22 protein-coding genes are annotated in these 25,139 nt (G+C 40.1%); 4 read left to right on the top strand and 18 right to left on the bottom strand.

What is annotated here, in order from left to right; translation table 11 throughout:
- Positions 1–4: 4 nt before the first annotated feature.
- The 4 genes from ligA to AC27I2_RS04005 all read right to left on the bottom strand — a co-directional run bounded on the left by ligA (position 5) and on the right by AC27I2_RS04005 (position 7,146).
- On the bottom strand, positions 5–2,023 hold the full coding sequence (gene ligA / locus AC27I2_RS04020; RefSeq protein ID WP_487203539.1) for an NAD-dependent DNA ligase LigA: 2,019 nt from the start codon (positions 2,021–2,023) through the stop codon (positions 5–7).
- 77 nt (positions 2,024–2,100) lie between these two features.
- Positions 2,101–2,868, bottom strand: a complete 768-nt coding sequence (gene zipA / locus AC27I2_RS04015; protein WP_487203538.1) for a cell division protein ZipA — start codon at positions 2,866–2,868, stop codon at positions 2,101–2,103.
- A gap of 74 nt (positions 2,869–2,942) precedes the next feature.
- Positions 2,943–6,347: a chromosome segregation SMC family protein gene (locus tag AC27I2_RS04010; RefSeq protein ID WP_487203537.1), complete on the bottom strand. Its 3,405-nt coding sequence runs from the start codon at positions 6,345–6,347 to the stop codon at positions 2,943–2,945.
- A 67-nt stretch (positions 6,348–6,414) separates the two neighbouring features.
- The gene (locus tag AC27I2_RS04005; protein WP_487203536.1) at positions 6,415–7,146 is read right to left on the bottom strand and encodes a TrmH family RNA methyltransferase; all 732 of its coding nucleotides are present in this window, start codon (positions 7,144–7,146) and stop codon (positions 6,415–6,417) included.
- Positions 7,147–7,318: 172 nt separating this feature from the next.
- Between AC27I2_RS04005 and AC27I2_RS04000 the strand changes: the two genes are divergently transcribed.
- From AC27I2_RS04000 to AC27I2_RS03990, 3 genes are read left to right on the top strand one after another with little or no spacing between them, the layout of a single operon-like run.
- Positions 7,319–8,428: a YjgN family protein gene (locus tag AC27I2_RS04000; protein WP_487203535.1), complete on the top strand. Its 1,110-nt coding sequence runs from the start codon at positions 7,319–7,321 to the stop codon at positions 8,426–8,428.
- A gap of 9 nt (positions 8,429–8,437) precedes the next feature.
- Positions 8,438–9,460: a M48 family metallopeptidase gene (locus tag AC27I2_RS03995; RefSeq protein ID WP_487203534.1), complete on the top strand. Its 1,023-nt coding sequence runs from the start codon at positions 8,438–8,440 to the stop codon at positions 9,458–9,460.
- Positions 9,447–9,845 carry a DoxX-like family protein gene (locus AC27I2_RS03990; protein WP_058403351.1) on the top strand — a complete coding sequence of 133 codons (399 nt, stop codon included), beginning with the start codon at positions 9,447–9,449 and terminating at the stop codon, positions 9,843–9,845. The genes AC27I2_RS03995 and AC27I2_RS03990 overlap by 14 nt, the downstream gene beginning before the upstream one ends.
- A gap of 43 nt (positions 9,846–9,888) precedes the next feature.
- On the opposite strand, the gene speB is transcribed toward AC27I2_RS03990, so the two are convergent.
- The 7 genes from speB to AC27I2_RS03955 form a co-directional block, all read right to left on the bottom strand.
- On the bottom strand, positions 9,889–10,818 hold the full coding sequence (speB, locus tag AC27I2_RS03985) for an agmatinase (protein ID WP_058403352.1): 930 nt from the start codon (positions 10,816–10,818) through the stop codon (positions 9,889–9,891).
- Positions 10,819–10,821: 3 nt separating this feature from the next.
- On the bottom strand, positions 10,822–12,735 hold the full coding sequence (speA, locus tag AC27I2_RS03980) for a biosynthetic arginine decarboxylase (RefSeq protein WP_487203533.1): 1,914 nt from the start codon (positions 12,733–12,735) through the stop codon (positions 10,822–10,824).
- Positions 12,736–12,984: 249 nt separating this feature from the next.
- Complete coding sequence (locus AC27I2_RS03975) at positions 12,985–13,482, bottom strand: hypothetical protein (RefSeq protein ID WP_487203532.1); 498 nt, start codon at positions 13,480–13,482, stop codon at positions 12,985–12,987.
- Positions 13,483–13,554: 72 nt separating this feature from the next.
- Positions 13,555–13,887 (bottom strand): YnfA family protein, encoded by a 333-nt coding sequence (locus AC27I2_RS03970; RefSeq protein WP_487203531.1) that lies wholly within the window; start codon positions 13,885–13,887, stop codon positions 13,555–13,557.
- A gap of 119 nt (positions 13,888–14,006) precedes the next feature.
- Positions 14,007–14,903, bottom strand: coding sequence for an MYG1 family protein (locus AC27I2_RS03965; protein ID WP_058403354.1), 897 nt, complete (start codon positions 14,901–14,903; stop codon positions 14,007–14,009).
- Positions 14,904–15,075: 172 nt separating this feature from the next.
- The gene (locus AC27I2_RS03960) at positions 15,076–17,316 is read right to left on the bottom strand and encodes a sensor domain-containing phosphodiesterase (RefSeq protein WP_058403355.1); all 2,241 of its coding nucleotides are present in this window, start codon (positions 17,314–17,316) and stop codon (positions 15,076–15,078) included.
- A gap of 207 nt (positions 17,317–17,523) precedes the next feature.
- Positions 17,524–17,985 carry a GNAT family N-acetyltransferase gene (locus AC27I2_RS03955; protein WP_058403550.1) on the bottom strand — a complete coding sequence of 154 codons (462 nt, stop codon included), beginning with the start codon at positions 17,983–17,985 and terminating at the stop codon, positions 17,524–17,526.
- 262 nt (positions 17,986–18,247) lie between these two features.
- Between AC27I2_RS03955 and cysZ the strand changes: the two genes are divergently transcribed.
- The gene (cysZ, locus tag AC27I2_RS03950; RefSeq protein ID WP_171034627.1) at positions 18,248–18,958 is read left to right on the top strand and encodes a sulfate transporter CysZ; all 711 of its coding nucleotides are present in this window, start codon (positions 18,248–18,250) and stop codon (positions 18,956–18,958) included.
- Positions 18,959–19,032: 74 nt separating this feature from the next.
- On the opposite strand, the gene rlmM is transcribed toward cysZ, so the two are convergent.
- The 7 genes from rlmM to AC27I2_RS03915 form a co-directional block, all read right to left on the bottom strand.
- Positions 19,033–20,118, bottom strand: coding sequence for a 23S rRNA (cytidine(2498)-2'-O)-methyltransferase RlmM (gene rlmM / locus AC27I2_RS03945; protein WP_487203530.1), 1,086 nt, complete (start codon positions 20,116–20,118; stop codon positions 19,033–19,035).
- A 17-nt stretch (positions 20,119–20,135) separates the two neighbouring features.
- Entirely contained in the window at positions 20,136–20,504 is a 369-nt protein-coding gene (locus AC27I2_RS03940) for a DUF423 domain-containing protein (protein WP_058403357.1), read from the bottom strand.
- Positions 20,504–21,136, bottom strand: a complete 633-nt coding sequence (locus AC27I2_RS03935; RefSeq protein ID WP_487203529.1) for an alpha/beta family hydrolase — start codon at positions 21,134–21,136, stop codon at positions 20,504–20,506. The genes AC27I2_RS03940 and AC27I2_RS03935 overlap by 1 nt, the downstream gene beginning before the upstream one ends.
- 2 nt (positions 21,137–21,138) lie before the next feature.
- Complete coding sequence (locus AC27I2_RS03930; RefSeq protein ID WP_006794510.1) at positions 21,139–22,035, bottom strand: transcriptional regulator GcvA; 897 nt, start codon at positions 22,033–22,035, stop codon at positions 21,139–21,141.
- A gap of 118 nt (positions 22,036–22,153) precedes the next feature.
- Positions 22,154–23,008, bottom strand: coding sequence for a 3-deoxy-8-phosphooctulonate synthase (gene kdsA, locus AC27I2_RS03925; protein ID WP_487203528.1), 855 nt, complete (start codon positions 23,006–23,008; stop codon positions 22,154–22,156).
- 9 nt (positions 23,009–23,017) lie between these two features.
- Positions 23,018–24,271, bottom strand: coding sequence for a DUF819 family protein (locus AC27I2_RS03920; RefSeq protein ID WP_487203527.1), 1,254 nt, complete (start codon positions 24,269–24,271; stop codon positions 23,018–23,020).
- 14 nt (positions 24,272–24,285) lie between these two features.
- Positions 24,286–25,113, bottom strand: coding sequence for a tetratricopeptide repeat protein (locus AC27I2_RS03915; RefSeq protein WP_487203526.1), 828 nt, complete (start codon positions 25,111–25,113; stop codon positions 24,286–24,288).
- Between the last annotated feature and the right edge of the window lie 26 nt (positions 25,114–25,139).

Below are 25,139 nucleotides of genomic sequence, written 5' to 3'. Positions count from 1 at the left end.
TTCCCTAGCCGTTATGCTTTTTAAGCAGCTCGATTAAATCATCCTCTGTCAGGACATCTATTCCTAAATCTTGAGCTTTTGTGAGTTTAGAGCCCGCTTTTTCACCCGCTACTAAGGCATCGGTTTTAGCAGATACACTGCCTGACACCTTCGCACCTAGCTGTTGTAAGCGCGCTTTTGCATCATTGCGATTAAGTGTGTTAAGCGTACCTGTAAGTACATAAGTAAGCCCTGCTAGCGGTTGGTCATCCTTCGATGGTGCACTCAGCGCAGGCCAATGTATGCCTTGCTCAATAAGCGCATTGACGACCGCTAAATTGTGCTCTTCGTCAAAAAAACCTCGCACATGCGATGCCACAATATCACCTACATCGCTTACTTGTGTCAGGCTATCGACACTGGCACTAATAATATTCTCAAGCGTTAAAAAGTGATTTGCTAAATTTTGTGCCGTTGCCTCACCTGCCTCTCGTATACCCAATGAATATAAAAATTTAGCAAGCGTGGTGGCTTTTGCTTCGTTTAAAGCAGTGACCAAATTTTTAGCCGATTTTGGCCCCATGCGTTCGAGTGATTCAAAATGGCCTTGCTTTAGTATAAATAAATCAGCGGGTGTTTTTATAAGCTCACGGTCCACTAATTGATCAACAATTTTATCGCCAAGGCCATCAATATCTAATGCTTTGCGAGATGCAAAATGCTTTATAGCTTGCTTACGCTGTGCCGGGCACACTAAACCGCCAGTACAACGAGCTACAGCTTCACCTTCGACTTTTTCTACATGGGAATCACAAATTGGGCAAGCTGATGGAAACACAATATCTCTTGCATCTGCGGGTCTGCGATCGAGCACTACCTGCGTTATTTGCGGAATTACATCGCCAGCACGGCGAATAATCACCGTATCACCAACTTTAACACCTAAGCGAGCAATTTCATCACCGTTGTGAAGCGTTGCATTAGACACCGTTACACCGCCTACAAATACAGGCTCTAAACGAGCAACAGGCGTAATTGCACCCGTGCGCCCAACTTGAAACTCTACATCAAGTAGTTGAGTAACTTCTTCTTGCGCCGGAAACTTATAAGCAATAGCCCAACGAGGCGCACGCGCCACAAAGCCCAAACGCTCTTGTAAGGCTTTATTATTAACTTTTATTACCACGCCATCAATTTCATATTTAAGCTCACTACGACGCGTTAAAATATCACCATAGTAATCTAAAGCAGCTTGTGGCCCTTCCACCAGCTTTGTTTCTGGGCAAAGGGGTAAACCCCAATCAGTTAGCTTTTCTAATTGCTGAAAATGATCATCAGGAATTGAGCCATCGGCAACCAAACCAGTGCTGTATGCATAAAACATCAGTGGGCGTTTGGCGGTGATTTTAGAGTCTAGTTGACGCAAGCTACCTGCGGCTGCATTACGTGGGTTTACAAATACTTTTTCGCCACGCTTTTGCGCTTCACTATTGAGCTTTTCAAACCCTGCGCTATCCATGAATACCTCGCCACGCACTTCAAGCTCTTTCGGGAAGTCTCCACGTAATTTAAGAGGCACGTTACGAATTGTTTTTACATTTTGAGTGATATTCTCACCAGTAAAGCCATCACCCCGCGTTGCAGCTTGTACCAACACCCCATCACGATAAATGATCGACACAGCCAAGCCATCTAACTTGGGCTCACAGCAAAAAGTAAGCTCATCGGTGCTCATTAAGCGATCTTTGATTCGGCGATTAAAGCCTGTAAATTCGTCTTCGCTAAATGCATTATCGAGCGATAGCATGGGCACTTGGTGGGCGACTTGCTCAAACTTGCTAAGCGCTGCGCCACCTACTTTTTGAGTCGGTGAATCGGCAGATAAAAATTCAGGGTTTTGTGTTTCAAGCGCACTGAGTTCGCGTAATAGCCTATCGTATTCAGCATCTGGAATGCTTGGGGTATCAAGCACATAATAATTGTAATTGTGCTGCTCTAATAGGGTACGAAGATGATTAATTTGCTCACTAATGCTGCTAGACATTTAAACCTCAAAAAACATAAAAAAGCCACTTTGACGATATCGCCCAGTGGCTTATAAAAATTATATATTACAAATTGTTACGCTGAAAAAGCACGAACCTGCTCAACATACTGTCTTACACGCTCAACACTCATTTCTTCGCGCTCTGCGTCTAATATATGCGCGCCGAATTCGTCGGCTATTTTTTTAGCCGCACTGTGCAACATATTAAACGCTGCTAACCCGTCTCCGTCAAACGGTAAGGTCATGAATAAGCTGACCCCAGCGGTGCTAAACTGTTCCATATTATCTATATCGAACGTCCCTGGGTTGTACATATTAACCAATCTAAACAACACGGGCCCTTGGCCAGCAGGGTCTAAATGACGGTTAAAAAAGCCTTCCTCTGAGTATTTAAAACCGAGCGTATTTACAGCGGGTAATAACTTGCTGCCTTGCATAGTTAACCCTTCAGGCATTTGTATATGTACAATAACAAAATCCGGTACTGGCTCTTGTGGTTGTTGATCAGTTTGCTCAACCGACTCTAAATCATCAACAACACTTAGATCGTCCTCAATAGGCACCTCTGGCACGCTAGACTCTATTTGGGGCTCATTAGCATCAAAGTTAAGTTCCCCTAACTGTGGCTCGTCACGCTCACTAATAACCGGTTCTTTTTGCTCAGTTTTTTGACTATATGAATGAGATGAAGCTGCGGGGCTTTCTTGGAGTGGTTCAACCCGTTCTTTAACAGACGTATCTGGGCTGTCTTTTTTTCTTACAGACCATAAACCATGGACTAATAAGCCACCAATGACAATCACACTGATAATGATTAAAACCCATCTTAATTGTTCGGCCATCCCCTCACCTTTTATTATTTGTTATGCCTAAACTCTGTATAGTAATCAAAAACTAATACACGTGTTATAAAAATTTATGCGTGTGCAAGTTGCACCGCTTGTTCAATATCTACAGCAACCATTCGTGATACACCCGGCTCTGCCATGGTAACACCGGTTAAACGCCCCGCCATCTCCATTGCAATTTTATTATGGCTTATATAAATAAACTGCACTGATTGTGACATTTCTTCTACCAAACGGCAAAAGCGTACAACGTTTGCGTCATCTAATGGCGCGTCAACTTCATCCAGCATACAAAATGGCGCTGGATTTAGCCTGAATATAGAAAACACTAATGATAATGCCGTCAGCGCTTTTTCTCCACCACTTAACAAGTGAATGGTTGAATTTTTCTTACCTGGCGGCCGTGCCATTATACTAACACCACTTTCAAGTAAATCGTCACTGGTTAATTCCAAATACGCACTACCGCCGCCAAAAACTTTAGGAAACAGCTGCGCAAAATCTTCGTTTACTTGATCAAACGTGGCTTTAAAGCGTGTTTTTGTCTCGGTGTCAATTTTTCGAATAGCCCCTTCAAGGGTATTTAACGCTTTGGTTAAATCCTCTAACTGGTTATCTAAATACTCACTTCGCTGTTTTGCAACGTCAAACTCTTCTATGGCCGCTAAGTTAACCGCACCAAGCCTGTCTAGCTGATTTGTAATACCTGTTAATTGGTTTTGCGCTGCATTTAAGGATAAGTCGTCAGGTAATATTTCAAGTACTGCTTTTAGGCTTTGTTTAAGCTCATCTAATGGCTCAAGTGAAGCTTGCGCCTTTATTAATAAGCTCTGCTCTTCAAGTGTTAATTTTTGATGTTGTTCTTGAAGTCCTTGCAGCTCACCCTGAGAATTTTTAAGACTAGCTTGCTTGGTATTCAAGGCGTCTTTGGCTTGTGATAAATCGTTTTGTAATTGCGCTAGTAATTGCTCGCCATGTTGATGCGTTTCTAATAACGTTAAAATTGATTCACTGAGTGTTTCTTCTGGAATAAGTAGCGTCTCAATTTCCAAAACTAATTCTTCAGCTCCTTGTTTCGCCTCATTATAGGCTTGCTCTGCATGACTTAATTTTGTTTGGCTTAATTGCCACTCACTGCGTGCTTTTTGCTGACTTAAACTTGCCTGATGAGCCTGCGTTTTGTATTGCTCTAGCGCACTGAGTGCTTGGCTATAGTTTTTATGGCTTTGCATGCGCTCATCATTAGCAGCCTCAGTTTCATCTATTAAATTAAATTGCTGCTCAGCAAATAGTTCATATTGCTCTGTTTGTTCTTCAAGCTGCTTATTAAGGTGCAAAAGTGACGCACTTATCGTTTGCTCTTGAGTTTTTATTTTTAATAGCTGGTGTTGATATTGAGTGACCTGCTCTGTGAGCATATCGCTTCGGGTACTTGAAATAGCAATCTGTTGGGCAAGCTGATGAATAACCTCTTTAAGCGCTTTTTGCTCGGTATTAAGCTCTGCTTGTAGTGCAATGTATTGTTCAAGTTCGCTTGTTACCTTTTCAAGTTCACTTTTAGTCTGTGTGATCTCATGGGTGTACTCGTGAAGTTGCTTATGTTTAATTAGCAATGAGTTGTTTGTGTTGCTATCCGCGTTTACGTGCCAATTACGGCCATGCAACGCGCCGTTTTTATCCATCACCGCAATGTAATAGTCATCGTTTAACACCGTTAAATCGGCGTGTTCACTGTAAACAATTCGTGTGAGTAAATCTGGGTATACGCCAGCGGTAATATAATCAGCCAGGCTTGGCTTAAGTAAAGACTGACCGCTTGGCCATACGCTATTAGGTGATTGCTGCTCTGTGACGCTTAAATGTGTAAGCGACTTAAGTGCTTGCTCTATTAATGGCTCAAAACCATCTTGCACTATTAGTTGACTTAAGAGTCCTGCTGAATCAGTGACGTCTTCATCCAACCCCAATGCACTTTTAAGGCCTGCAATACGTGCGCTCAGCTCGTTTTCTTTTTGTGTCAGCGTTGTATGGTGGTCTTGGGTTTCATCAACCTGCTTATTTTGTTGGGTCAGTATAACTTCACATTGCGAAAGCGCACTTTGATTTTTTGCAAGCTCCTCAGTAAGTGTTTGGCGCTGGCGTTGTTGCTCGACCAGCTGCTGTTCTATATTATTATTTTTTAGTTCATCAAGCTGCGAATTTAACTGGCTGAGTTGCTCATTGACATGGTTTATTTGCTGTTGCGTGTGCTTTATTTCACTACTTTGCGACTGCACCTGAGTATTAAATTGCTGCTGTTGTTCGTTGAGTGTTTGCCAATGCGAATAACTCTGCTGCTTAGCGGTCTGTAGTCCCTCAAGTTCAAATGACAGTTCATCCACTTGCTCTTCGCACATTACACTGCTTTCTATTGCCGCTTGCAGTGCTTCATCAAGTTCTTCGCATATATGCTGCTGTTGCGCTTTTTGATCAAGGCTGTCTGTTTGACGTTGTTGTAATTTTATTAAGCTTTGTTTAAGTGATTGTATTTGTTGTTTAATACTGATTTTTTGCTGTTCGGCTCGAGTTAACTCGGTATGAGTAATATGTTGCTGGTGCTGCGCATCACTTAATTTATCTTGCTGAGCTTGTACTTCGCCTTCAAGTGTTGCAAGCACATCATCGTGCCCTGAGTGGGCCGTTTTAAAAAAGCTAATTTGCTCATCAAGCTTTTTTATTTGCTCGCTTTTGTCTATTTGTTGCTGATGAAGTTTTTGCCATTTTAAAACAGCTATTTGACCTTTTAATGTGCGCTCTGTTGCTTTAAGTTCACGGTATTTTTTAGCGTCAAGTGATTGAACTGCCAATTTATCGAGTTGACTTTGCAGCTCTTTACGAACATCTAATAAACGTTCTAAATTTTCGCGGGTACTTTTGATCCGCGTTTGCGTTTCGCGGCGGCGCTCTTTGTATTTAGATACGCCTGCGGCTTCTTCTAAAAATACGCGCAGCTCTTGAGGTTTACTTTCAATTAAGCGCGATATCATCCCTTGCTCAATAATCGCATAACTGCGAGGACCAAGACCCGTGCCTAAAAATATATCGGTTATGTCTCGTTTACGGCATTTGCTGCCATTTAAAAAATATAACGATTGCCCATCGCGTGTTACTAAACGCTTAATCGCTATTTGATTTCTATCGGCGAAGGTATTTTTTAATTCTTGCTCGCCTAATGAGTTATCAAAAATTAGCTCTACAGAAGCTTGAGAAATGGCTTTCCGATTAGTTGACCCATTAAAAATAACATCAGTCATGGCATCGCCACGCAAGTTTTTAGCTGAGCTTTCGCCTAGCACCCATCGCACTGCATCAATAACGTTAGATTTGCCACAGCCGTTTGGCCCAACAACGCAGGTCATTTGATCTGGAAACGGTATTTTAGTGGGCTCTACAAACGATTTAAAGCCCGCTAATTTAATAGTGCTTAAGCGCATCTTGTTGTTTTACCAATTTATTATTGTTGTTATTCATGGGCAATTTAACTTAAAAAACATGCGTTTGTTAAGCTTGGCGCTTAAAATTATCTAAAATAATCCCTGTTGCCATAGCAACATTGAGCGACTCGGCCTCGCCAAATGCAGGAATTGTTATTTTATCGGTCACTAAACCTGCACAAGCTTCGCGTATCCCATGCGATTCACTGCCCATTAGCAAAACACCCTCACCACTGAATTGTGTTTTATGCACACTTTCACCATCTAAAAATGCGCCATATATTGGCAAATTTAAAGTCTGTAAATATTCAGGTAATTCAACTTGGCTTACAGATACTCTTACAAATGACCCCATAGTGGCACTAATTGTTTTTGGGTTATAGGCATCTGCGCTGTCTGTGCTAGTAACAATATGTTTAATCCCATACCAATCAGCAACTCTGATAATAGTGCCTAAATTGCCTGGATCAGACACGCCATCAAGAGCCAATATTAACCCATTCATATTGGGTAAGTCGGCTTTGGGCATATCAACAATTGCAATAGCTGCATTATTACTTACAAGGGTGCTCGCTTTAGTCAACGCGTCTTCGTCTGCTTCAATGATATGGGTGTTTGGAAAACGGCTTTGATGAACATTTATAAACGCCTGCGTAGCAAATATAACAACTGCGTTTAAAGAACTATTTAAACACTCAAGTACGTTTTTTTCGCCTTGTACAAGGTATTGATTATATTGCTTTCGGTACTTTTTTTGGCCAAGTTGGCGAATAAGTTTGAGTTGGTTTTTTGAAATCATAGCAGCCCCATAAAATTATCCGCTCAGTATAACAGAGTTCATTATAAAAAATGTATCACCTAGTTTGAACACACCTTATAGTGAGAAAAAACAGCGCTATTGCTGTGATAAATATTGAGTTTTGCACTTAAAATCGGTAAATTAACAAAAAAACAACATGGAATGGCTTTTAATGGAATCAATACACCCAACCCCTTCACAATCAAACGAACCTAACGGTCAACCACTTACCCCACTATCTAGCTCCAAAGTGCAATTTAGTGGCAAGGGCGGTGAATTTTTTGGTATTTGGATAGTTAATATCTTACTAAGCGTACTAACATTGGGCATTTATTCTGCCTGGGCAAAAGTGCGTACAATGCGCTATTTTTATGGGCACACTCGTATAGATGGCCACAGCTTTGACTACTTAGCTACTCCAATGCAAATTTTAAAAGGCCGTATTTTAGCGGTCATTGTATTTTTAATTTACACCTTTGCTGTCAGCTTTTTTCCACTGATAGGCTTTTTATTTGCCATCGCTTTTATTTTTTTAATGCCGTGGATTATTAACCAAGGCCTGCGCTTTAATATGCGTATGACCCGTCATCGTAATGTGCGCTTTGCATTCAAAGGCGATTACGGCGAAGCCTTTGTTAACTTTATACTGTTACCGATTGCCAGTGTATTTACACTTTATTTATTAATGCCTTATGTTTTAAAGCGCATAGATAATTACATTCACAGTAATATTAGTTACGGCAATAAACCATTAGCCGTAAAGCTCAAAGGTGAAACTTACTACTTAACAGCGCTTATTTGTTTTGTAGTGAGCTCTATCACTATGGTGATATTTATGGCTATTTTAGGACTTTTTGGACTTGATTTACTCAATGTTGAAAATCAACAAGCGGCTCAAGACCCAGTCAAAATGGGAATTATGTTTGGTGGATTAATGATTGCCTATGTTGTGATGATTGCCATAGTAACCGCAGTGTGGAAAGCGGCCATTCGAAATCATATTTTTAATAACAGCCAATTTGAAGATGTTGCATCGTTTAAGTCTGAACTTAAACCTATTCCTTATGCCATTTTACTTTTAACGAACATGCTAGCTATTGTGTTGTCATTGGGGCTTGCTTACCCCTGGACACAAATTCGTACATCAAAAATGCTTGCCGAGGCCACAACTGTTGATATATACCCTGGCGCATTAAACTTAATCGATACAACGCAAGAGCAGCAGTCATCCTTTGCCGAAGAAGCGGCTAATGTATTTGATATAGATTTATCGCTAACCTAAGAGATTACTATGCACGTACAGGGACATTACTTCCCCAAAGCATCAAGTAATTATCAACAGGGTGCCGCTAATATTCGCGACACTTTGGTTGAAATTAGCCACGATGATCAGCTTATTTCAAGCTATGCAATAAGCGATATAACACTCACGTCTGGCCTGGCCGGGCTTGCTGATGAACTGCGTTTTAATGATGGCAGTCGCTTCATTCCAAGTGATGTAAATTATCGCTGGCCTTTTAAAACCAATAAGCACGACCTATTAGAGCGCCTTGAAAAAAGTAAATGGGCTATTATAGCGGCAATTGTAGCTACACCACTTTTTATGTGGTTAATGCTATACAAAGTTGTGCCCGCAATTGCTGTGTACAGTGTTGATACCCTACCGCATAGCGTTGTTGAACAAATGGGTGAGCAGAGTTTTGCTGTAATTGAAAAATTAGCCCTCGACCCAACCGAGTTATCTGCCGAGCAACAAGCCACAGTGCAGCAGAATTTTAATACCATGCTTGATGCGCTTGCACTTGAAAAGTCGGTGTATAGGCTTTCGTTTTATAAATCCCAAAGCTTTGGGGCTAATGCGTTTGCACTCCCTCATGGCCGTATTGTGGTTACTGATGAATTAGCTAATTTACTAGCCGATAAACCCAATGCGCTAAAGGCTGTGTTACTTCACGAAATTGGTCATATCGTCCACCAGCATAGTGTTCGCATAACAGCACAATCGGCTGCCAGCACAATTGTACTTGCCGTTATATTTGGTGATTTAGAAGGGATTGCAGAAGTCGCTTTAGGTACGGGGGCATCGTTTGCTCAACAAGGATTTTCACGAGATATGGAACGAGAAGCCGACAGCTATGCATTGACTCAATTAGAATACTTAGGCTATTCAAGCAACGATTTTGCCGATGCAATTGAAGCATTACAGGGTGCGCATACCACTGAGAACGAACACCTTAAAAAGGTGAATAACTTACTCGAATATTTATCGAGCCACCCCAGCTCACAGGAGCGAATAGACAATGCTAGGAAATAACCGCGGTTATATACAAATGGCACGCTATATCGTGGGGCTGAGTTGGATGTATCATGGCTTTTTCCCGAAGATTTATCATATCGCCCCTCTTGAAAAATTAATGACTGGCAGTGCAGGCTATTCTGAACAGGTGTCTGATTTAATTACGCGTAGCGCGGGTATTGCCGAGGTTATTTTTGGGCTGTTAATAATAATATTTTATAAAAATAAACAGCTGGTTTGGTTAAATATTTTCGCACTATGCGGCCTGCTAGGAGCCGTTGCGGTCATGCAGCCTAGTTTACTCATAGAAGCATTTAATCCAGTTACTACCAACGTGCCACTTATTGCCTTAAGCTTTATATGGCTAAAAGAAATTAAACAGTTAAGTAATCGGTACCTCTAAATAATAAAAGAGGATTTTATCCTCTTTTATTATTGGGGCATGTTTAGAGTGAGTACTTGTTCTTGTGGGTCCACAAATGCAGTAATTCGCTCGCAATGGTTGCTGCCGCAATTGCGGTAAGCTCACTTTGATCGTACGAAGGTGATACCTCTACCACATCCATACCCACCATATTTATCCCTTTTAGCGCGCGCAGTACTTTAAGTACTTTATCAGATGTTAAACCACCGCATACAGGTGTGCCGGTGCCTGGTGCAAATGCCGGGTCAAGGCAGTCTATATCAAACGTTAGGTAAACGGGTAAGTCACCTACTCGCTCACGTATTTGCGCTGCAATGTCATTTGCATGCAAATCGTTAGCTTGCATTGCATCAATCACTGCAAACTCATGCTTTGATTGATCAAAGTCGGTACGAATACCAATTTGTATACTGTGCTCTACATCAATCAGCCCTTCCATGGGTGCATGATAAAACATAGTGCCGTGATCAAAACGCGAACCGTTGCTGTAAGTATCGGTGTGCGCATCAAAATGAACCAAAGCCATTTTGCCGTGAATCTTTGCATGTGCCCGCAGAAGCGGAAGCGTTACAAAGTGATCGCCCCCAAGACCTAACAGCGTTGTTCCTTGACGAAGTATTTGCTCTGCGGCCATTTCTAGCTGTGCAGTAAAATACTCTGGGTCGCCGACTGGATAAGTAAAGTCACCTGCATCTGCAACCGTTAAACGCTCAAATAAAGGAAATGTCCACGGGTATTTAGTGTCTTCCCAGGCTAAATGTACTGACGCTCTGCGAATAGCATCGGGTCCTAAGCGAGCACCGGGACGGCCCGATGTTGCTAAGTCAAACGGTAAGCCTAATACAACGACATCTGCATCAATGGCATTAATATTTTGCACCATAGGACGACGTAAAAACGTCATCCCGTTTGAATACAACGAGTGGTCAACATGACCAAACAAGCTAGACATTGCTTATAACTCTTCTAAATAAGTGTAGCCATTAAGGCCGCTTTGCAACTCGTCTAAAACGCTTTGCTGTTCTTTTTTATCTATTTTTGCAGACACTAACTGCGCATACGACTGCTGAAAGCTCTCAACATCTAAATGTACATAACGCATCATATCAGCTACGGTATCACCCTGATTTATTTCGCTAATACTGGCAACGCCTTGCTCATCCATATTGATAATGGCGCTGTGTGTATCGCCAAATAAATTGTGCATATCACCTAAAATTTCTTGATACGCTCCCACTAAGAAAAAGCCCATTAGGTAAGGTTTATCAGCACTGTACTCAGGCACCGGTAATGTGCTTTCAATGCCTTGGCCATCAACATAGTGCTCAAGTGCGCCGTCTGAATCACAGGTTATATCAAGTAAAACAGCACGTTTTTTTGGTGCTTCGGTTAAGCCACTTAATGGCAATACCGGAAACACTTGATCAATCCCCCACGCATCAGGCAATGATTGAAAAAGCGAAAAGTTTACAAAAAACTTATCAGCTAAACGCGCATTTAACTCGTCGATAATCGGGCGATGAAAACGGTTTTTGTTATCCATGTGTTTGTTAAGCTCATAACAAATACGTAAATTAACTTGCTCTGCCCACGCACGCTGCGTTAAATCTAAAAGCCCAAGTGCAAACTGGTTATGCGCCTCTGCTAAGTCGCCTTGGCTATCGTGATAAATTTCAATCAGTGCACGGTCGTCAGTTAAATCGGTTAGCTGAACAAATGACGCCCACATATTATTTAATAAAAGTGGTGCATCTGCTGCAGGCGCTTTTAGCTCCTCTGGTACGTAGCTTTCTGTGCCTATCACGTTTGATATAAGTACCGCATGGTGCGCCGTTAGCGCACGCCCCGACTCAGAAATAATAGTCGGCATGGGCTGCGCGTACTGCTTACACGTATCGCCTATGGTGTACACAATATTATTTGCATACTCTGCTAAGCTATAGTTCATTGAGTTATGAGATTGGCTGCGTGTACCATCATAATCAATCGCTAAACCGCCCCCTACATCTAAGCACTCAATACTTGCGCCTAATTTGCGTAACTCACAGTAAAAACGCGCTGCCTCGCTTACACCTAAACGCACATCGCGGATGTTTGCCATTTGCGAGCCTAAGTGAAAATGCACAAGTTGCATTAAATCAAGCTGGTCGGCCTCTTTTAAACGGTTCACCACATGCAGTACTTGCGACGCAGATAAACCAAATTTAGATTTTTCGCCGCCACTTGCTTGCCACTTACCTTTACCTTGCGATGCTAAACGTACACGAATACCAATACGTGGTTTAACATTTAGCGCTTTTGCTTGGCTAAGCACCATGTCGAGCTCAGAGAGCTTTTCAAGCACTATGTATACTTTGTGGCCTAGCTTTTCGCCAATAAGTGCTAAGCGCACATATTCTTTGTCTTTGTAGCCATTGCATACAATCACTGCACTGGTTTTTTCTGCCATTGCCAAAACAGTTAAAAGCTCTGGTTTGCTGCCTGCTTCTAGGCCTAATTGTTTTTTTTCTAACTCGGCTTGGCTTGCTACTATTTCTTCAACTACTTCGCGTTGTTGGTTTACTTTAATTGGGTAAACTAATAAGTAGTCTTTTGGGTAGCCATAGTTTTCAATCGCAGTATTAAATGCACCACATAAACTGTGCACACGATGATGTAAAATTTGTGGAAAGCGTACTAAAGCCGGTAAGCTCAAGCCTTTTTCTTCTAGTTGTTTTGCAATATCTGTCAGTGCAATAGTTTGCTCTGGGGCGTGAGCCTTTGGCGCAACATACACATCACCTTGATCATTAATACCAAAAAAACCTTGGCTCCAATGACGAACATTGTAACTCGTGCGAGCTTGTTCTAGTGATGTTGTCTCTTTCATTTATCTTTCTCTTTTATTTAATGAATGCCGGTTCGGCTAATTGCGCGCATTAAAAGAAAAATAGACTTTTAAGTCCAACAAGTATTTTTACTCGTAACGAGTGATTTTTAAGATTACAAATACCCACTTTATTACACAGTCAACGAGCCCTTAATTAATAAGGCTTAGCTGCTAATTAACTTTATGATTGAGCAGTATATAGCGGGTTATGATGGTGAGTTTCACTTCCAAAATTATATAAATTCTTGCTTAATTAATTACTACTTTGGTTATTGAGTCTGCTTTTGAAGATGTAGATCCAAGGTTGCGCCATGCCTCGTACTTCTCACTTTTGAACCATGTAATACCTATGTACTCTTCCCAATTAACAAAATCGAGAGTTCTATAGCGCTCATCTGCGCAGCCACCAGCGCCAAATGCCACCCTGCAAAGCGTTAATGTAAGATATGTGCCATCGTATTTAAGGCGTTTATTGCTTTGATTTTCTGGGCAGCTAGACAATAACCGAGTTGGGATATTTAAAACAATGCTTGCTGTTTTTATACTGCCTTCACTAGCAACACGGGTTACAGACGAGCAACCTTGTAAATAAAATTCATTGTTATTAATAACAACATCAGGCGTTAATGGCTCCCACCAAGGCGTAGGTATCGAGGTAGTAACAATGGTTTTTAAAGGATCTTTGCTACAAGCGGTTATCAAAGTAAGGCAGCTAAAGAGTAAAAGCAGTGATTTATAAATATTCATAATTGGCTTCCTATCTCTGCGGTTTAATTTATTTAAGAATAGGGTATTTTAACAAAAAGAAGCTGAACAAGATTAAGCACTTTTAGGAGCAAAAATAATAATAGCCATACCCAGTAAGGCAACCGCTGCGCCCACTACATCCCACACTGTAAGTTTTACGCCATCAACTACACATAACCATAGTAAAGCAACGCATACATAAACGCCGCCATACGCGGCATAAACACGCCCAGCTGTCACAGGGTGTAAAGTTAGCAACCAAGCAAATAATGCCAAACTGATTGCAGCAGGAATCAAAAGTAATATGGATTTATCTTCTTTGAGCCACAGGTAGGGCAAATAACAGCCAATAATTTCAGCAAAGGCGGTAATAATAAATAGCGCGATAGTTTTTACTTCAAACATAAAACCTCACGTAATTTAAATGAGAGCACATAACAAAGCTAAGTAACCAAAAAGTTACTTAGCTATATAGCCCTAAATATGAGTAATAAATCTCTTAACCACTATTTAGATTAAACAGATTACTCAGCTAAGGCCACCTCGGCTAACTTCATTGTACTTTCGAACGACTTAGTACCGGCTATAAATAACCCATTATGGCAAAATACAGCGTCGTCTAAGCCTGTTTCAGCTTGAAACTCTTCATCAGATAAACCAGCCCATGCTTTAGGTAAAGACTTTCTATCTTCAAACGATCCAGGCTCTACAGGTACTGTTTGTAGTATCCATTGACCTGAGTGTGAAGGATAAACCATGTACAATGCTTCGCTTGACAAGATATGCACTGTTTTTTTCCATGGAGTGTATTTTTCAAGCACAATAACGCGTGGGTCTTCTGCACTTTCTATAGCTTCAGTTACAATTGCTTTTGCATTAACACTGCCACTGGCTGACGCTATAAATCGAGTCAACATACGAGAAGCAAATTCGACAGCCTCATCAAAGCACTTATCAAACTCAGGGCTCTCTTCCCACGTTGGGTTATACATTGAAATTGTTTGACTTAAACTTATGCCTTGCTGCACCCCTTCAACATGGCCACAATCAATTGCATCAATGGTTGAGACCAACCCGGCATCTACTCTGTCTGCAATTGCTTGGTTATTGCCACACAGTGATAAACCATACTTTTGCCACACCAAACCAAATGACGAGTACGGTATTCCATTTTCACGCTCCCCGGCGCCACCGCGCTGGTGGTGATCAAAACGCCCGGTATCTGGATCGTATTGCCCACCTACATCAATCACGATATCAGCATTATCCATTAGCGCTTTATCGCGGGTACGTACTAAATTAAACGAAGGAAGAACATGTTTAAGCACCGCGATACTAAATACATCATCGGCATGAAAATTACCATTGTGGGTAACTACTGTTAAATCGGTCGTTGAACTGGTGTCTTTATTAGAAAGGATAAGGAAATCTCGCTCTGTATTGCGTTAATTATGAAAACTAAAGGACGTTATGTGGTGAATTTTATATGAATGCGATTAACAAGAACAGGGTTCTTGTTAATCGTTTTGATATTGCGACTGAGCCTAGCCTAATTGCTAAGGTATGTTAATTTTGTATTTACAGTATCTACCTCTAAAAAGACTGATGCCAGTGTAAATAATCTTCAAAATGCATTGGTTTAGCAATTAAATAGCCTTGAATCATGTCAACGTTCATTGTTTTAAGTATGGTAAATTGCTCTTCGGTTTCAACACCTTCAGCAACAACTGTTAAGCTAAGGCTTTTACCAAGGTTAATAATGGTTTGCACAATGCTAAATCCAGTGCCTTTGTCTAATATTTTATCTATAAAGCTTTTATCTACTTTTAATTCATTCACCGAAAACGAGCTCAAATGCGTTAAACACGAGTAGCCTGTGCCAAAATCATCTATCGAAAAAATAAAACCTTGCTGTTTTAATTCATCAATTTGCGATATCACGCTGGCAATATCGCCGCTAAGCATAGACTCTGTGATCTCTAACTTAATATTCGATGGGTTAACGCCATAATCGTTAACAACATTTAATAATTCAGTTTTTAACGTCGTTGAATTGAACTGGACCTGACTTATATTTATAGACACTTTAAATGAATCATCAATCAGCTTCTTGCTGTTAAGCTCATTTATTAAAATACAAATATCACGCAGCACGGTGTTTTGAAGTTTTTGAATAACCCCATTTTGCTCAGCGATTGGAATAAAGTCATTAGGCGCAATCAATCCCTTACTTGGGTGCTGCCATCTAATTAGAGCCTCTGCCCCCGTAATTTTTCCATTAGCGTTTATTTGCGGCTGAAAATAAGCACTAAATTCATCGTGTGCTATCGCTCTGACAATATCGGTTTCAAGTTCTGCCTGATTTTCTAGTAGAGCTTGTAACTCTGGATCATAAAAGCTGCAACTGTTGCCATTTTTCATTTTAGAACGGTACATGGCCGTATCAGCAAATTTAAGAATGTTATCGGTTAAATGATTACTTTTATCTATCAAACAAATACCGATACTACAACTAACCTGAAAAGCTAAACGACCCACTTCAAATTTATCATAAAAGACACTTTGTATTATTTTAGCCTTTTTTTCTGATTCTAAAATCGCGCTTTCGGTGTTATCACCAACATATTCAAGCAATATAATAAATTCATCGCCGCCAACACGCGCTAATGTATCTTTTTCACCAATAACACCGTTAAATCGTTTTGAAAGCTCTACAAGTACTTCATCACCTGCACTGTGACCAACTGAGTCGTTAATTCGCTTAAAATTATCTAAGTCTAAAAATAATAATGCACCGGTCACATTGCTTTGGTGTATATTCTCAACATAGGCTGCTAATTTGTCATTTAGCATTCGCCTATTTGGTAAACCTGTTAATGGGTCATAGAAGGCGAGTCTTTCTACTTCTTTCTCTGCTTTTTTTCTTGTGGTTATATCGCGGGCAACCCAAACAATATAACGCTGAGATGGGTTATCTGATTGGTAATCTTTAATTGGCGATGTACGACCTTCAAAAACCATTATTTTGCCGCCAATATCTAGCTCATATTCAAATACTTGCACATCATTTGTCAGCAATGTTTTATCTATTACCGCCATGATTGATGCGGCATCTTCTACAGGCAACACATCGCTAATTTTTTTATTTATCAAGTCAGATTGTGATTTGTATAAAAGTGCATCAGTGGTGCCGTAAATATCCATATACTCACCTTCTTCACTAATAATGAGGGTCAAATCAGGCATCACTTTCGTAAATGCCTCAAATTTTTCATTACTTTTTTCCAAATCATTGATCAGTTGATTAGCTTTTATGTACTCATGGTTTTTTTCAAGCGCAATACTGGTAAAGTGAACAAAGTAGTCGATTAATTCAAGTTCGAAAGATGAAGGCTTTTTAGGTTTATCGTGGTAAATAGCAAAAGTACCTAAAATATTTGATTTAGTTGAAATAATAGGAGTAGACCAACACGACTGTAGTCCAAACTGTAAAGCGATTTCTTTAAAGTCTGCCCATAAAGGCGACTTAGCTATATCTTCAACAATCACGCGTTCACCTAAATACGCAGCAGTACCACACGAGCCAACATTTGGACCTATATGAACCCCATTAATTGCTTGGCAATATTCATCATCAATATTGGGCGCAGCACAATGAAGTAGTTTTCCTTTATTTAGTGATAGGATTGAGCATTTAGCTGAATTTTCATCAATAAGTTCTTCTATAGACAAACATATCTCATCTAAAACGTCTTCAAAGGGAAGCCCTAGCGCTATTTTAGATAAGATATCTTGCTGATGGGATAACAACGTGTTTAACCTAACTGCTTCCATTTGACACCACACACTTTCATTATTGTTTTTAGCTTAAATATGTTTTTAAAAACAGTACAGTATTAAGTACCGAATAAAATAATTCGCTTAAGTAACGTAAAGTATAGTTGTAAATAATCGACTTTTACTGTTAATTAATGTTTTTTATACAATAATAAACAGCACAGCGTTAGCCTATAAAAACATAGGCGTTCAGAAATCTGCTTGTTATTGGCTTAAGCCAAGCTCCATAAACACACTTTGCGGGTTATCTTGATAAGAGCCAAAACAACCACAACACTTAAACCCTAAATTTTCATATAATTTAATCGATTCAATTTGTTTAGGGCCGGTTTCTAACCTAATTAATGGGATCTCTTCTTCACCTGCGTAATGCAAAAGAATTTGCATTATTCTACGAGATAGCCCTTTTCCACGGTAACTTGGGTTTACATAGAGGCGCCTTATTTCTGCGTAAGATGGCTCCCCTGATTGCATCACAATTGCCCCACAAGCAACAATCCCATCATCGTTTTTTAAACCAATTGCATAAACATTAGGTTTATCAAGCTCACCTAACGTGAGAGATTGTGCGGTCGCTACTGGGTACAAAGAATTTATAAGTCGGTCGATATCAGCAAAAACATTAATCACATCCTGGTCATTCGGTTTTAAATCAACTAACTGCATTGAGTATCTCAAATTTATATTAATTATATGTTGTGAAACTATACCGAATTGTAACAAATGAACAACCTCTGCGTGTTGTTTTAACACAATTACAGGTTTAAATAACTCAGACTCAGTGCTTTCAAATTAAGAACTGATAAAAATACGTATACCTGGCTTTAAACACTTTGTTACGCAAAATAGCTGTTCAAAACTATTAAGCTATTTATACTAACTTGAGTTGTAAACATTGATTGAGGTTGTTGTGCAGATCATACAAGGTATGGAATATTTTTTTTCAGGGTTTAAATTAATAAGCCAAAAAGGTTTAAAGCGCTTTGTGCTCATTCCGCTTTTAATTAATATTTTATTATTTGGTAGTTCGCTCTTTTTTTTATTTGGCTGGCTTAGTGAAAGCTTTAGCTACATCAATAATATGCTCCCTGATTGGCTGAGTTGGTTAGAGTGGCTAATGTGGCCGATTGCGGTATTGGTCGTACTATTTAGCTATAGTCTGGTATTTACAGTAATAACAAACTTTATTGCCGCTCCATTTAATGCACTTTTAAGCGAAAAAGTAGAGTTATACTTAACTGGTCAAAAAATTAATGATGACGGCTTTGCCGAGTTAGTTAAAGATGTACCTCGCATGCTTGCCCGCGAATGGACCAAGCTATGCTATTACTTACCACGAGCTATTGGCTTTTTTATACTGTTATGGATTTTACCGGTAATAGGTCAAATATTATGGGTTTTATTTACGTGTTGGATGTACGCGGTGCAATATGAAGATTACGCGTTTGATAATCATAAAATTAGCTTTAATGAGATGAAAAACGACTTAAAGTCTAAGCAAGGGCTTTCATACGGGTTTGGTTTTGCTGTTATGCTGTTAACAGCCATTCCAGTTGTTAACCTAATTGTTATGCCTGTCGCGGTATGCGGTGCTACGCGTTTGTGGGTAGATAATTACCGCCCTAAGTACCGAAGCTAACTCTTAAATGAAGTTATTGCCTTAGTAACAGTGTGTATATAAAAATGGGCCTAGTGGCCCACTTTTATCGTTAATCAACTGTATAAGCTTTGAGGGACTTTAGTCACATTTAAATGTACCGTGATCTCTTCTCTATCATGGTATAAATGCTTAGCTTGTAATTCGTAGCTAATACCGTACTTAGCGAGCTCTTCTTTTATCATTGCTAAACATTCATACACACTGTCAAAGCGCTTTTTCATTGGTAACTTAAGATTAAAAATAAGCTCTTTTGCATAGGCATTAACAGCCCAATCAATCATTAGGCTTGTTACTTTGGTTGGCTTTTCTACCATGTCACATACAAGCCAAGTAATGTTTCTTTTCTCTGGGCGGTATTTAAAGCCATCTTCTCTAAAGTGCTTAACTTGGCCTGTTTCCATTAAGTCATCATTCATTGGGCCATTATCTATTGCATTAACAAACATCCCTCTGCGCACTAGCTGATATGTCCAACCACCTGGGCATGCACCTAAGTCTACACATCGCATACCTGCAGCAACGCGTGTTTCTCTTTGTTGCTCAGGTATAAACACGTTAAACGCTTCATCAAGCTTAAGTGTAGAGCGGCTAGGCCCGTCACTTGGCATGCGCAAACGTAAAATACCCATAAAATTGGCTGAATTGTTATAGCTGTATGAATAGCCAACATAAGCGGTATTATTTGCCAAAAATAACACATGCATAACAGGCCGGTTCACTTTTGGCTCACGCAACACGGTGTTTTGTTTCTCTAGTGCTTTTTTAAGCGGTGTCGATATTTTTTTACAAAAGGTAAGTAGTTCTTTTCCTTCGTTTGTATCGGGTGTCTCTACTCGCAGTTCAGAGCATAACGGAAAATCCTTAGCTGCTTGCACAACAGCACCTACACGGTCTTCCAATGGCATATTTTCTAACAATGTGCCAGCAAACCATTGGCGAGCAAACACCATGTTTTTAAAATCTATTTTTTTGATTATTTCGTCACTATGCTGGGCTTCAAAACATTCATATATAACGTAACCTGTATTTGGTTTTGCTTTTACATACCCTGCAAACCCCTGCTCCGCAGCATGAAATGTTATTTCAGCAGCTGCATCGTTTTCAAACCCACTGCGACAATAAATCACAACACTAGACATAATAACCCTTAAACTTTTTAAAACTTAAATCGTGCAACTTGCACTAAAATGATAATCCAACCAACAATAAAGCACATTCCACCAAGAGGCGTAATTGGCCCTAGCCATTTCATTCCTGTCAGTGCTAATAAATATAAGCTGCCACTAAACAGCAACGTCCCTATTATAAAAAAGTGACCAGCCCAATTTAGGTTAATACCCCACTTTATGAGTAAAGCCACTGCAATTAATGCTAAACCATGCACCATTTGATACTCAGCAGCAGTTTTAAACACACCTATCGAATATTCTGATAGACGGTTTTTTAGTCCGTGAGCGGCAAAAGCCCCCAACATAACCGAAAGCATACAAAATAAGCTTCCCGTCATTAAAAATAGTTTTGTCATTATTTATCCAATATTTTTTTTATAAACTGTACTGTGCTTGACGCTGCTATTTGGCGGTTTTCTAATTCAGTAATTCCACTTTTTTTACGCGGTTTTAATGAGTGATCACCGTCAGTTAGCCATACAAAATTTGGCTGCTTTGGTATAGACAGGGTTTTTAGCTCTTCACGCGTACCAAATGTATCTCGCTCACCTTGTAATACTAAAAAAGGACAATTAACATCAGCAAAGTGCTCTGTGCGCAGCTTTTCTGGTTTACCAGGTGGGTGAAATGGGTAACCAAACGCAATAACCCCTTTAACAGGCTGATTTGTTGTGCATGCGAGCATAGATGCCATTCGCCCGCCCATTGATTTACCGCCAATAAACAATGGTAATTTAGACTGAGCATGCGTTAATACTTGCTCGTAGTAAGCAAGTAACTTGGGTGCACGCTCCGGCGGGCGTCGTTTATTAGTTTGTTTGGCAATTTGCATATATTCAAAATCAAATAAACCAACATCAACACCTTGATCACTGATCAGTGCAGCCACGTGCTGCATAAAATCAGAATCACTTCCAGCACCAGCACCATGAGCAAAAATAAACTGTGCAATTGCGGGTTGGCTTTGACTTTTAAACCATTCAATCATGATTAATACTCTTGCTCTTGTTCAACCAAACTTAGCATCCATTCTTTAAATGACACTATTTTCCCCAGTTCAGTTTGTGACTCACGAAGCACCAAATAGTAAGCGTTTTTACTTTCTAGACTGTGGCTAAATGGAATAACTAATCGTCCTGCATCAATATCTGGTTTAGCTAACACACTATTCCCAATTGCAACGCCTTGGCCATGAACAGCGGCTTGCAGCACCATAGAAGAGTGGCTAAATATAGGCCCTTGATTTACTTGTACATTACGTACACCTGCAGTTTTCATCCACGTTTTCCAATTTTTACGTGTAGTGTCATGCAATAAGGTGTGCTGTGCTAAATCACTGGGTTGATCAAGCGGTTTAGGACCGCTCAATAACATAGGGCTACACAATGGCACTAAATACTCTGTATGTAGCTTATAAGCTTGCACCCCATTCCAGTGGCCGCGCCCATAGTAAATAGCAATATCAACATCATCGCTTAACGAATTTTCGTCTTGGTCTTGTGCTTTTATTCTTACGTCAATTTCAGGGTGTAATTCATTAAATAAACTTAAACGAGGCACTAACCATTGAATAGCAAAACTAGGGGTTAAACTTACCGTTAATGAGCCTTTAGCCCCTCGCGCAAGTAACTTTTCTGTGGCATCAATAAGTTGCGTAAAAATTTCTTTAATATCTAAAAAATAGCCTTGGCCTTCTTCCGTTAATAATAACGAGCGATTTTTTCGTAAAAATAGCTTTAAACCTAAATGTTCTTCTAGTGTTTTTATTTGATGACTAACAGCTGCTTGCGTTACATAAAGCTCTTCTGCGGCTTTAGTAAAGCTTAAATGCCGCGCTGCAGCTTCAAATGCTTTGAGTGCGTTTAATGGGGGGACTCGTCTTGACATAATAACCAAGCTTTGAATTAGTTTTTCTTATGCATGAATTATATACCCATGACGAGAAAGAGTATATTTAAGGTGTAAAAAAAGCGACTAATGTCGCTTTTTATTATACGGTCACTTTTTATAAATCACTAGCGCTAGTATCTAACGGCGCAAAACTCTTGACCAAATCATCTACCGCCTTCATTTGCGATAGGTAGCCTTCTAATTTACTTAGGGCTAATGCACATGGTCCATCACACTTTGCTTCATTAGGGTTTGGATGTGCTTCTATAAATAAACCAGCGATCCCTAAAGCCATTCCACTTCTGGCTAACTCTGCCGCTTGAGCTCGACGCCCATCCGCTGAGTCTGCGCGACCACCTGGGCGTTGCAGCGCATGCGTTGCATCAAAAATCACTGGCGCCATTGCTTTCATGTCATCCATACCTAACATATCAACAACCAAGTTATTATAACCAAAGCTAGAGCCACGCTCACAAAGTGCAATATTATTATTACCAGCCTCATTAAATTTAGTAATGATGTGGCGCATTTCATGTGGTGCTAAAAACTGCGGCTTTTTAACATTAATAATGGCACCTGTTTTTGCCATAGCAACAACTAAGTCTGTTTGACGAGCTAAAAAAGCAGGCAACTGAATAACATCAACCACTTCAGCAACCGGCGCCGCTTGATACGGTTCATGAACATCGGTGATCAGTGGAATATTAAAGGTGTTTTTAATTTCTTCAAATATTTTTAAACCTTCTTCCATTCCCGGACCACGGTACGAGTTGATTGAAGAACGATTAGCTTTATCAAATGATGCTTTAAACACATATGGTATGTTTAGCTTAGTCGTCACTTCTACATAATGCTCTGCAATGCGCATGGCTAAGTCGCGCGATTCTAAAACGTTCATACCACCAAATAAAACAAACGGTTTGTTGTTTGCTAATTCAATATCATTAATTTTGATAATTTGATCTTTCATTTTAATTCCTTAAGGTGCAACTGCTTGCAACATTAATCCACAAATATAAGCCATGTATGTACCCACTCCGTAACCTAATACAGCCAGTAAAACACCGACAGGCGCAAGTGAAGGATGAAATGCTGACGCAACAACAGGCGCAGACGCAGCCCCTCCCACATTAGCTTGTGAGCCTACTGCCATATAAAAAAGCGGTGCTTTAATTAACTTTGCAACAAGCAACATTAAACCAGCATGTACTAGCATCCAAATAGCGCCCACTAAAAACAAGCCCGGGTTATCAAAAATAGCGGTTACATTCATATGTAAGCCAATTGAGGCCACTAAAATGTATAAAAAGCTTGAGGCGACTTTAGATGCACCAAATGCTTCAATCTGTCTTACTTTAGTAAAAGACAAACTAATACCAATGGTCGTTGAAATGACTATTAACCAGAAAAACTTACTGGTTAAACTGTACTCTTTTGCCCACGCATAATTATTAGCGAAAAACGGCCCTAAAAAGTCTGCGCAAAAATGGGCTAAACCAGTAAGACCAAATGCAATAGCAAGCAATGTCATGTAGTCATTCAGTGTTGGCATGCGCGCATGCTCTGCATGGTATTTTTCAACACGCTGCTTTAAATCTTCAATGGCGCTGGTGTCTGCTCCCGTAGCAGCATCAATTTTCTTGTGGTTAGCTGCCATTAGTAACAAAACTGCCATCCAAATATTAGCCACTATTACATCAACGGTGACCATTACTGAAAAAATATCGCCACCAACCTCAAACATTTCTTTCATTGAGGCTTGGTTTGCCCCACCGCCAATCCAGCTTCCAGCTACGGTTGTCATACCGCGCCATACGGCATCTGGCCCATGCCCACCTACAATTGTGGGGTCTACCGCGCTCACAACTAAAATTGCGAGGGGTCCGCCGATAACAATACCGAGCGTTCCGACTAAAAACATAATAAGCGCTTTAGGCCCTAAGTTTAAAATTGCTTTTAAATCAATGCTAATAGTTAACAGTATTAAGCAGGCCGGTAATAAATAACGCGAAGCCACGTAATACACATTCGATTTATTGCCATCAACAATACCAAACGTATTAAGCAAAGAAGGTAAAAAGTAGCAAAGTAATAAAGCCGGTACATATTTATAGAACGTTTTTAATGCTGGGCGCTCGCTGTTTGAGGTTTTAAATATAAACCCCAAAATAACGGCGAGTAAACCAAGCACAACTGCATCATTAGTGATTAATGCGCTTTGTGTTTCAACCATGGTATTCCCTAATATTAATGGTGAGTTTTATTATTATCTTCTAATTCTTCAATTTGGTGCTGGATGATTTCTATTGCTGGATCATCTGGGCATTCATCTACAAAAAATTGTAGATCATCTCGGGCCATTTTAGGGCAATCGAGCTGATTTAATAAATATCCTCTGTCACGTCTTTCGTAAGGGTCGTCGCCAATTAATTCCATTAACATTTCAACGCATGTTAATGCATGGCCAAATTTGTTCTCGCTGATGAATGACCACTTTTGTTGTGCTAAGAAAAGCTTATAAACTTCATCGTCAAAAATAAGTTCCAATGGCTCTTGTTCTTGCCCGTCTGCTTCATCAGCATTTTCAGGAATAATATACCAGCTTTGTTGGCCGCTACTTGGCTCAACCAAATAGCCTTCTTCATCGCTCATAGCAATGTGTACACCTATATCGCCTTGATTTAGGCTCATACTGGCGTCTAGCTTAGCCTGCTGTAAAAAATGACAAAGTAAAATTGCCAGAGTGGTTGGCGAGCCGCTACGCATAGTTAACGTGTAACTTAAGCTATTTAGTTTATGCTCAGGTACTTTTAAACTCGAAGCGCTAAATAGCCATGCACTGTAAAAGGTGTCTAGTAACTTATCTAAGCGTTCATGAGAGTCGGGTACGGCAACACATAATGCATTAATTTGTTTTTCAAAATCAGCAAGAACATCTAAAGCGGCTGTTAAGTCTAGTTGAGGATCCCATTTCGATTCAGCCTTAATGCAGCGATAAATTGCCGCAGGGGCAAAGTCATCGTAAGCATCATCAATATAAGAGTCATCGTGTTCATCAAACCTAAAAGTGGTCATCAATACTGCAACATTTCTAGAAAACG

It is taken from the genome of Pseudoalteromonas sp. NH0006-46, from assembly GCF_057547735.1.
Note: the sequence above shows the minus strand (reverse complement) of the source record. Positions and strands in the feature narration are given on the sequence as shown.

Excerpts from the sequence above, each read along its gene's own strand:
- ligA (WP_487203539.1), bottom strand. The coding sequence starts at position 2,023 with ATGTCTAGCAGCATTAGTGAGCAAATTAATCATCTTCGTACCCTATTA.
- zipA (WP_487203538.1), bottom strand. The coding sequence starts at position 2,868 with ATGGCCGAACAATTAAGATGGGTTTTAATCATTATCAGTGTGATTGTC.
- AC27I2_RS04010 (WP_487203537.1), bottom strand. The coding sequence starts at position 6,347 with ATGCGCTTAAGCACTATTAAATTAGCGGGCTTTAAATCGTTTGTAGAG.
- AC27I2_RS04005 (WP_487203536.1), bottom strand. The coding sequence starts at position 7,146 with ATGATTTCAAAAAACCAACTCAAACTTATTCGCCAACTTGGCCAAAAA.
- AC27I2_RS04000 (WP_487203535.1), top strand. The coding sequence starts at position 7,319 with ATGGAATCAATACACCCAACCCCTTCACAATCAAACGAACCTAACGGT.
- AC27I2_RS03995 (WP_487203534.1), top strand. The coding sequence starts at position 8,438 with ATGCACGTACAGGGACATTACTTCCCCAAAGCATCAAGTAATTATCAA.
- AC27I2_RS03990 (WP_058403351.1), top strand. The coding sequence starts at position 9,447 with ATGCTAGGAAATAACCGCGGTTATATACAAATGGCACGCTATATCGTG.
- speB (WP_058403352.1), bottom strand. The coding sequence starts at position 10,818 with ATGTCTAGCTTGTTTGGTCATGTTGACCACTCGTTGTATTCAAACGGG.
- speA (WP_487203533.1), bottom strand. The coding sequence starts at position 12,735 with ATGAAAGAGACAACATCACTAGAACAAGCTCGCACGAGTTACAATGTT.
- AC27I2_RS03975 (WP_487203532.1), bottom strand. The coding sequence starts at position 13,482 with ATGAATATTTATAAATCACTGCTTTTACTCTTTAGCTGCCTTACTTTG.
- AC27I2_RS03970 (WP_487203531.1), bottom strand. The coding sequence starts at position 13,887 with ATGTTTGAAGTAAAAACTATCGCGCTATTTATTATTACCGCCTTTGCT.
- AC27I2_RS03960 (WP_058403355.1), bottom strand. The coding sequence starts at position 17,316 with ATGGAAGCAGTTAGGTTAAACACGTTGTTATCCCATCAGCAAGATATC.
- AC27I2_RS03955 (WP_058403550.1), bottom strand. The coding sequence starts at position 17,985 with ATGCAGTTAGTTGATTTAAAACCGAATGACCAGGATGTGATTAATGTT.
- cysZ (WP_171034627.1), top strand. The coding sequence starts at position 18,248 with ATGGAATATTTTTTTTCAGGGTTTAAATTAATAAGCCAAAAAGGTTTA.
- rlmM (WP_487203530.1), bottom strand. The coding sequence starts at position 20,118 with ATGTCTAGTGTTGTGATTTATTGTCGCAGTGGGTTTGAAAACGATGCA.
- AC27I2_RS03940 (WP_058403357.1), bottom strand. The coding sequence starts at position 20,504 with ATGACAAAACTATTTTTAATGACGGGAAGCTTATTTTGTATGCTTTCG.
- AC27I2_RS03935 (WP_487203529.1), bottom strand. The coding sequence starts at position 21,136 with ATGATTGAATGGTTTAAAAGTCAAAGCCAACCCGCAATTGCACAGTTT.
- AC27I2_RS03930 (WP_006794510.1), bottom strand. The coding sequence starts at position 22,035 with ATGTCAAGACGAGTCCCCCCATTAAACGCACTCAAAGCATTTGAAGCT.
- kdsA (WP_487203528.1), bottom strand. The coding sequence starts at position 23,008 with ATGAAAGATCAAATTATCAAAATTAATGATATTGAATTAGCAAACAAC.
- AC27I2_RS03920 (WP_487203527.1), bottom strand. The coding sequence starts at position 24,271 with ATGGTTGAAACACAAAGCGCATTAATCACTAATGATGCAGTTGTGCTT.
- AC27I2_RS03915 (WP_487203526.1), bottom strand. The coding sequence starts at position 25,113 with ATGACCACTTTTAGGTTTGATGAACACGATGACTCTTATATTGATGAT.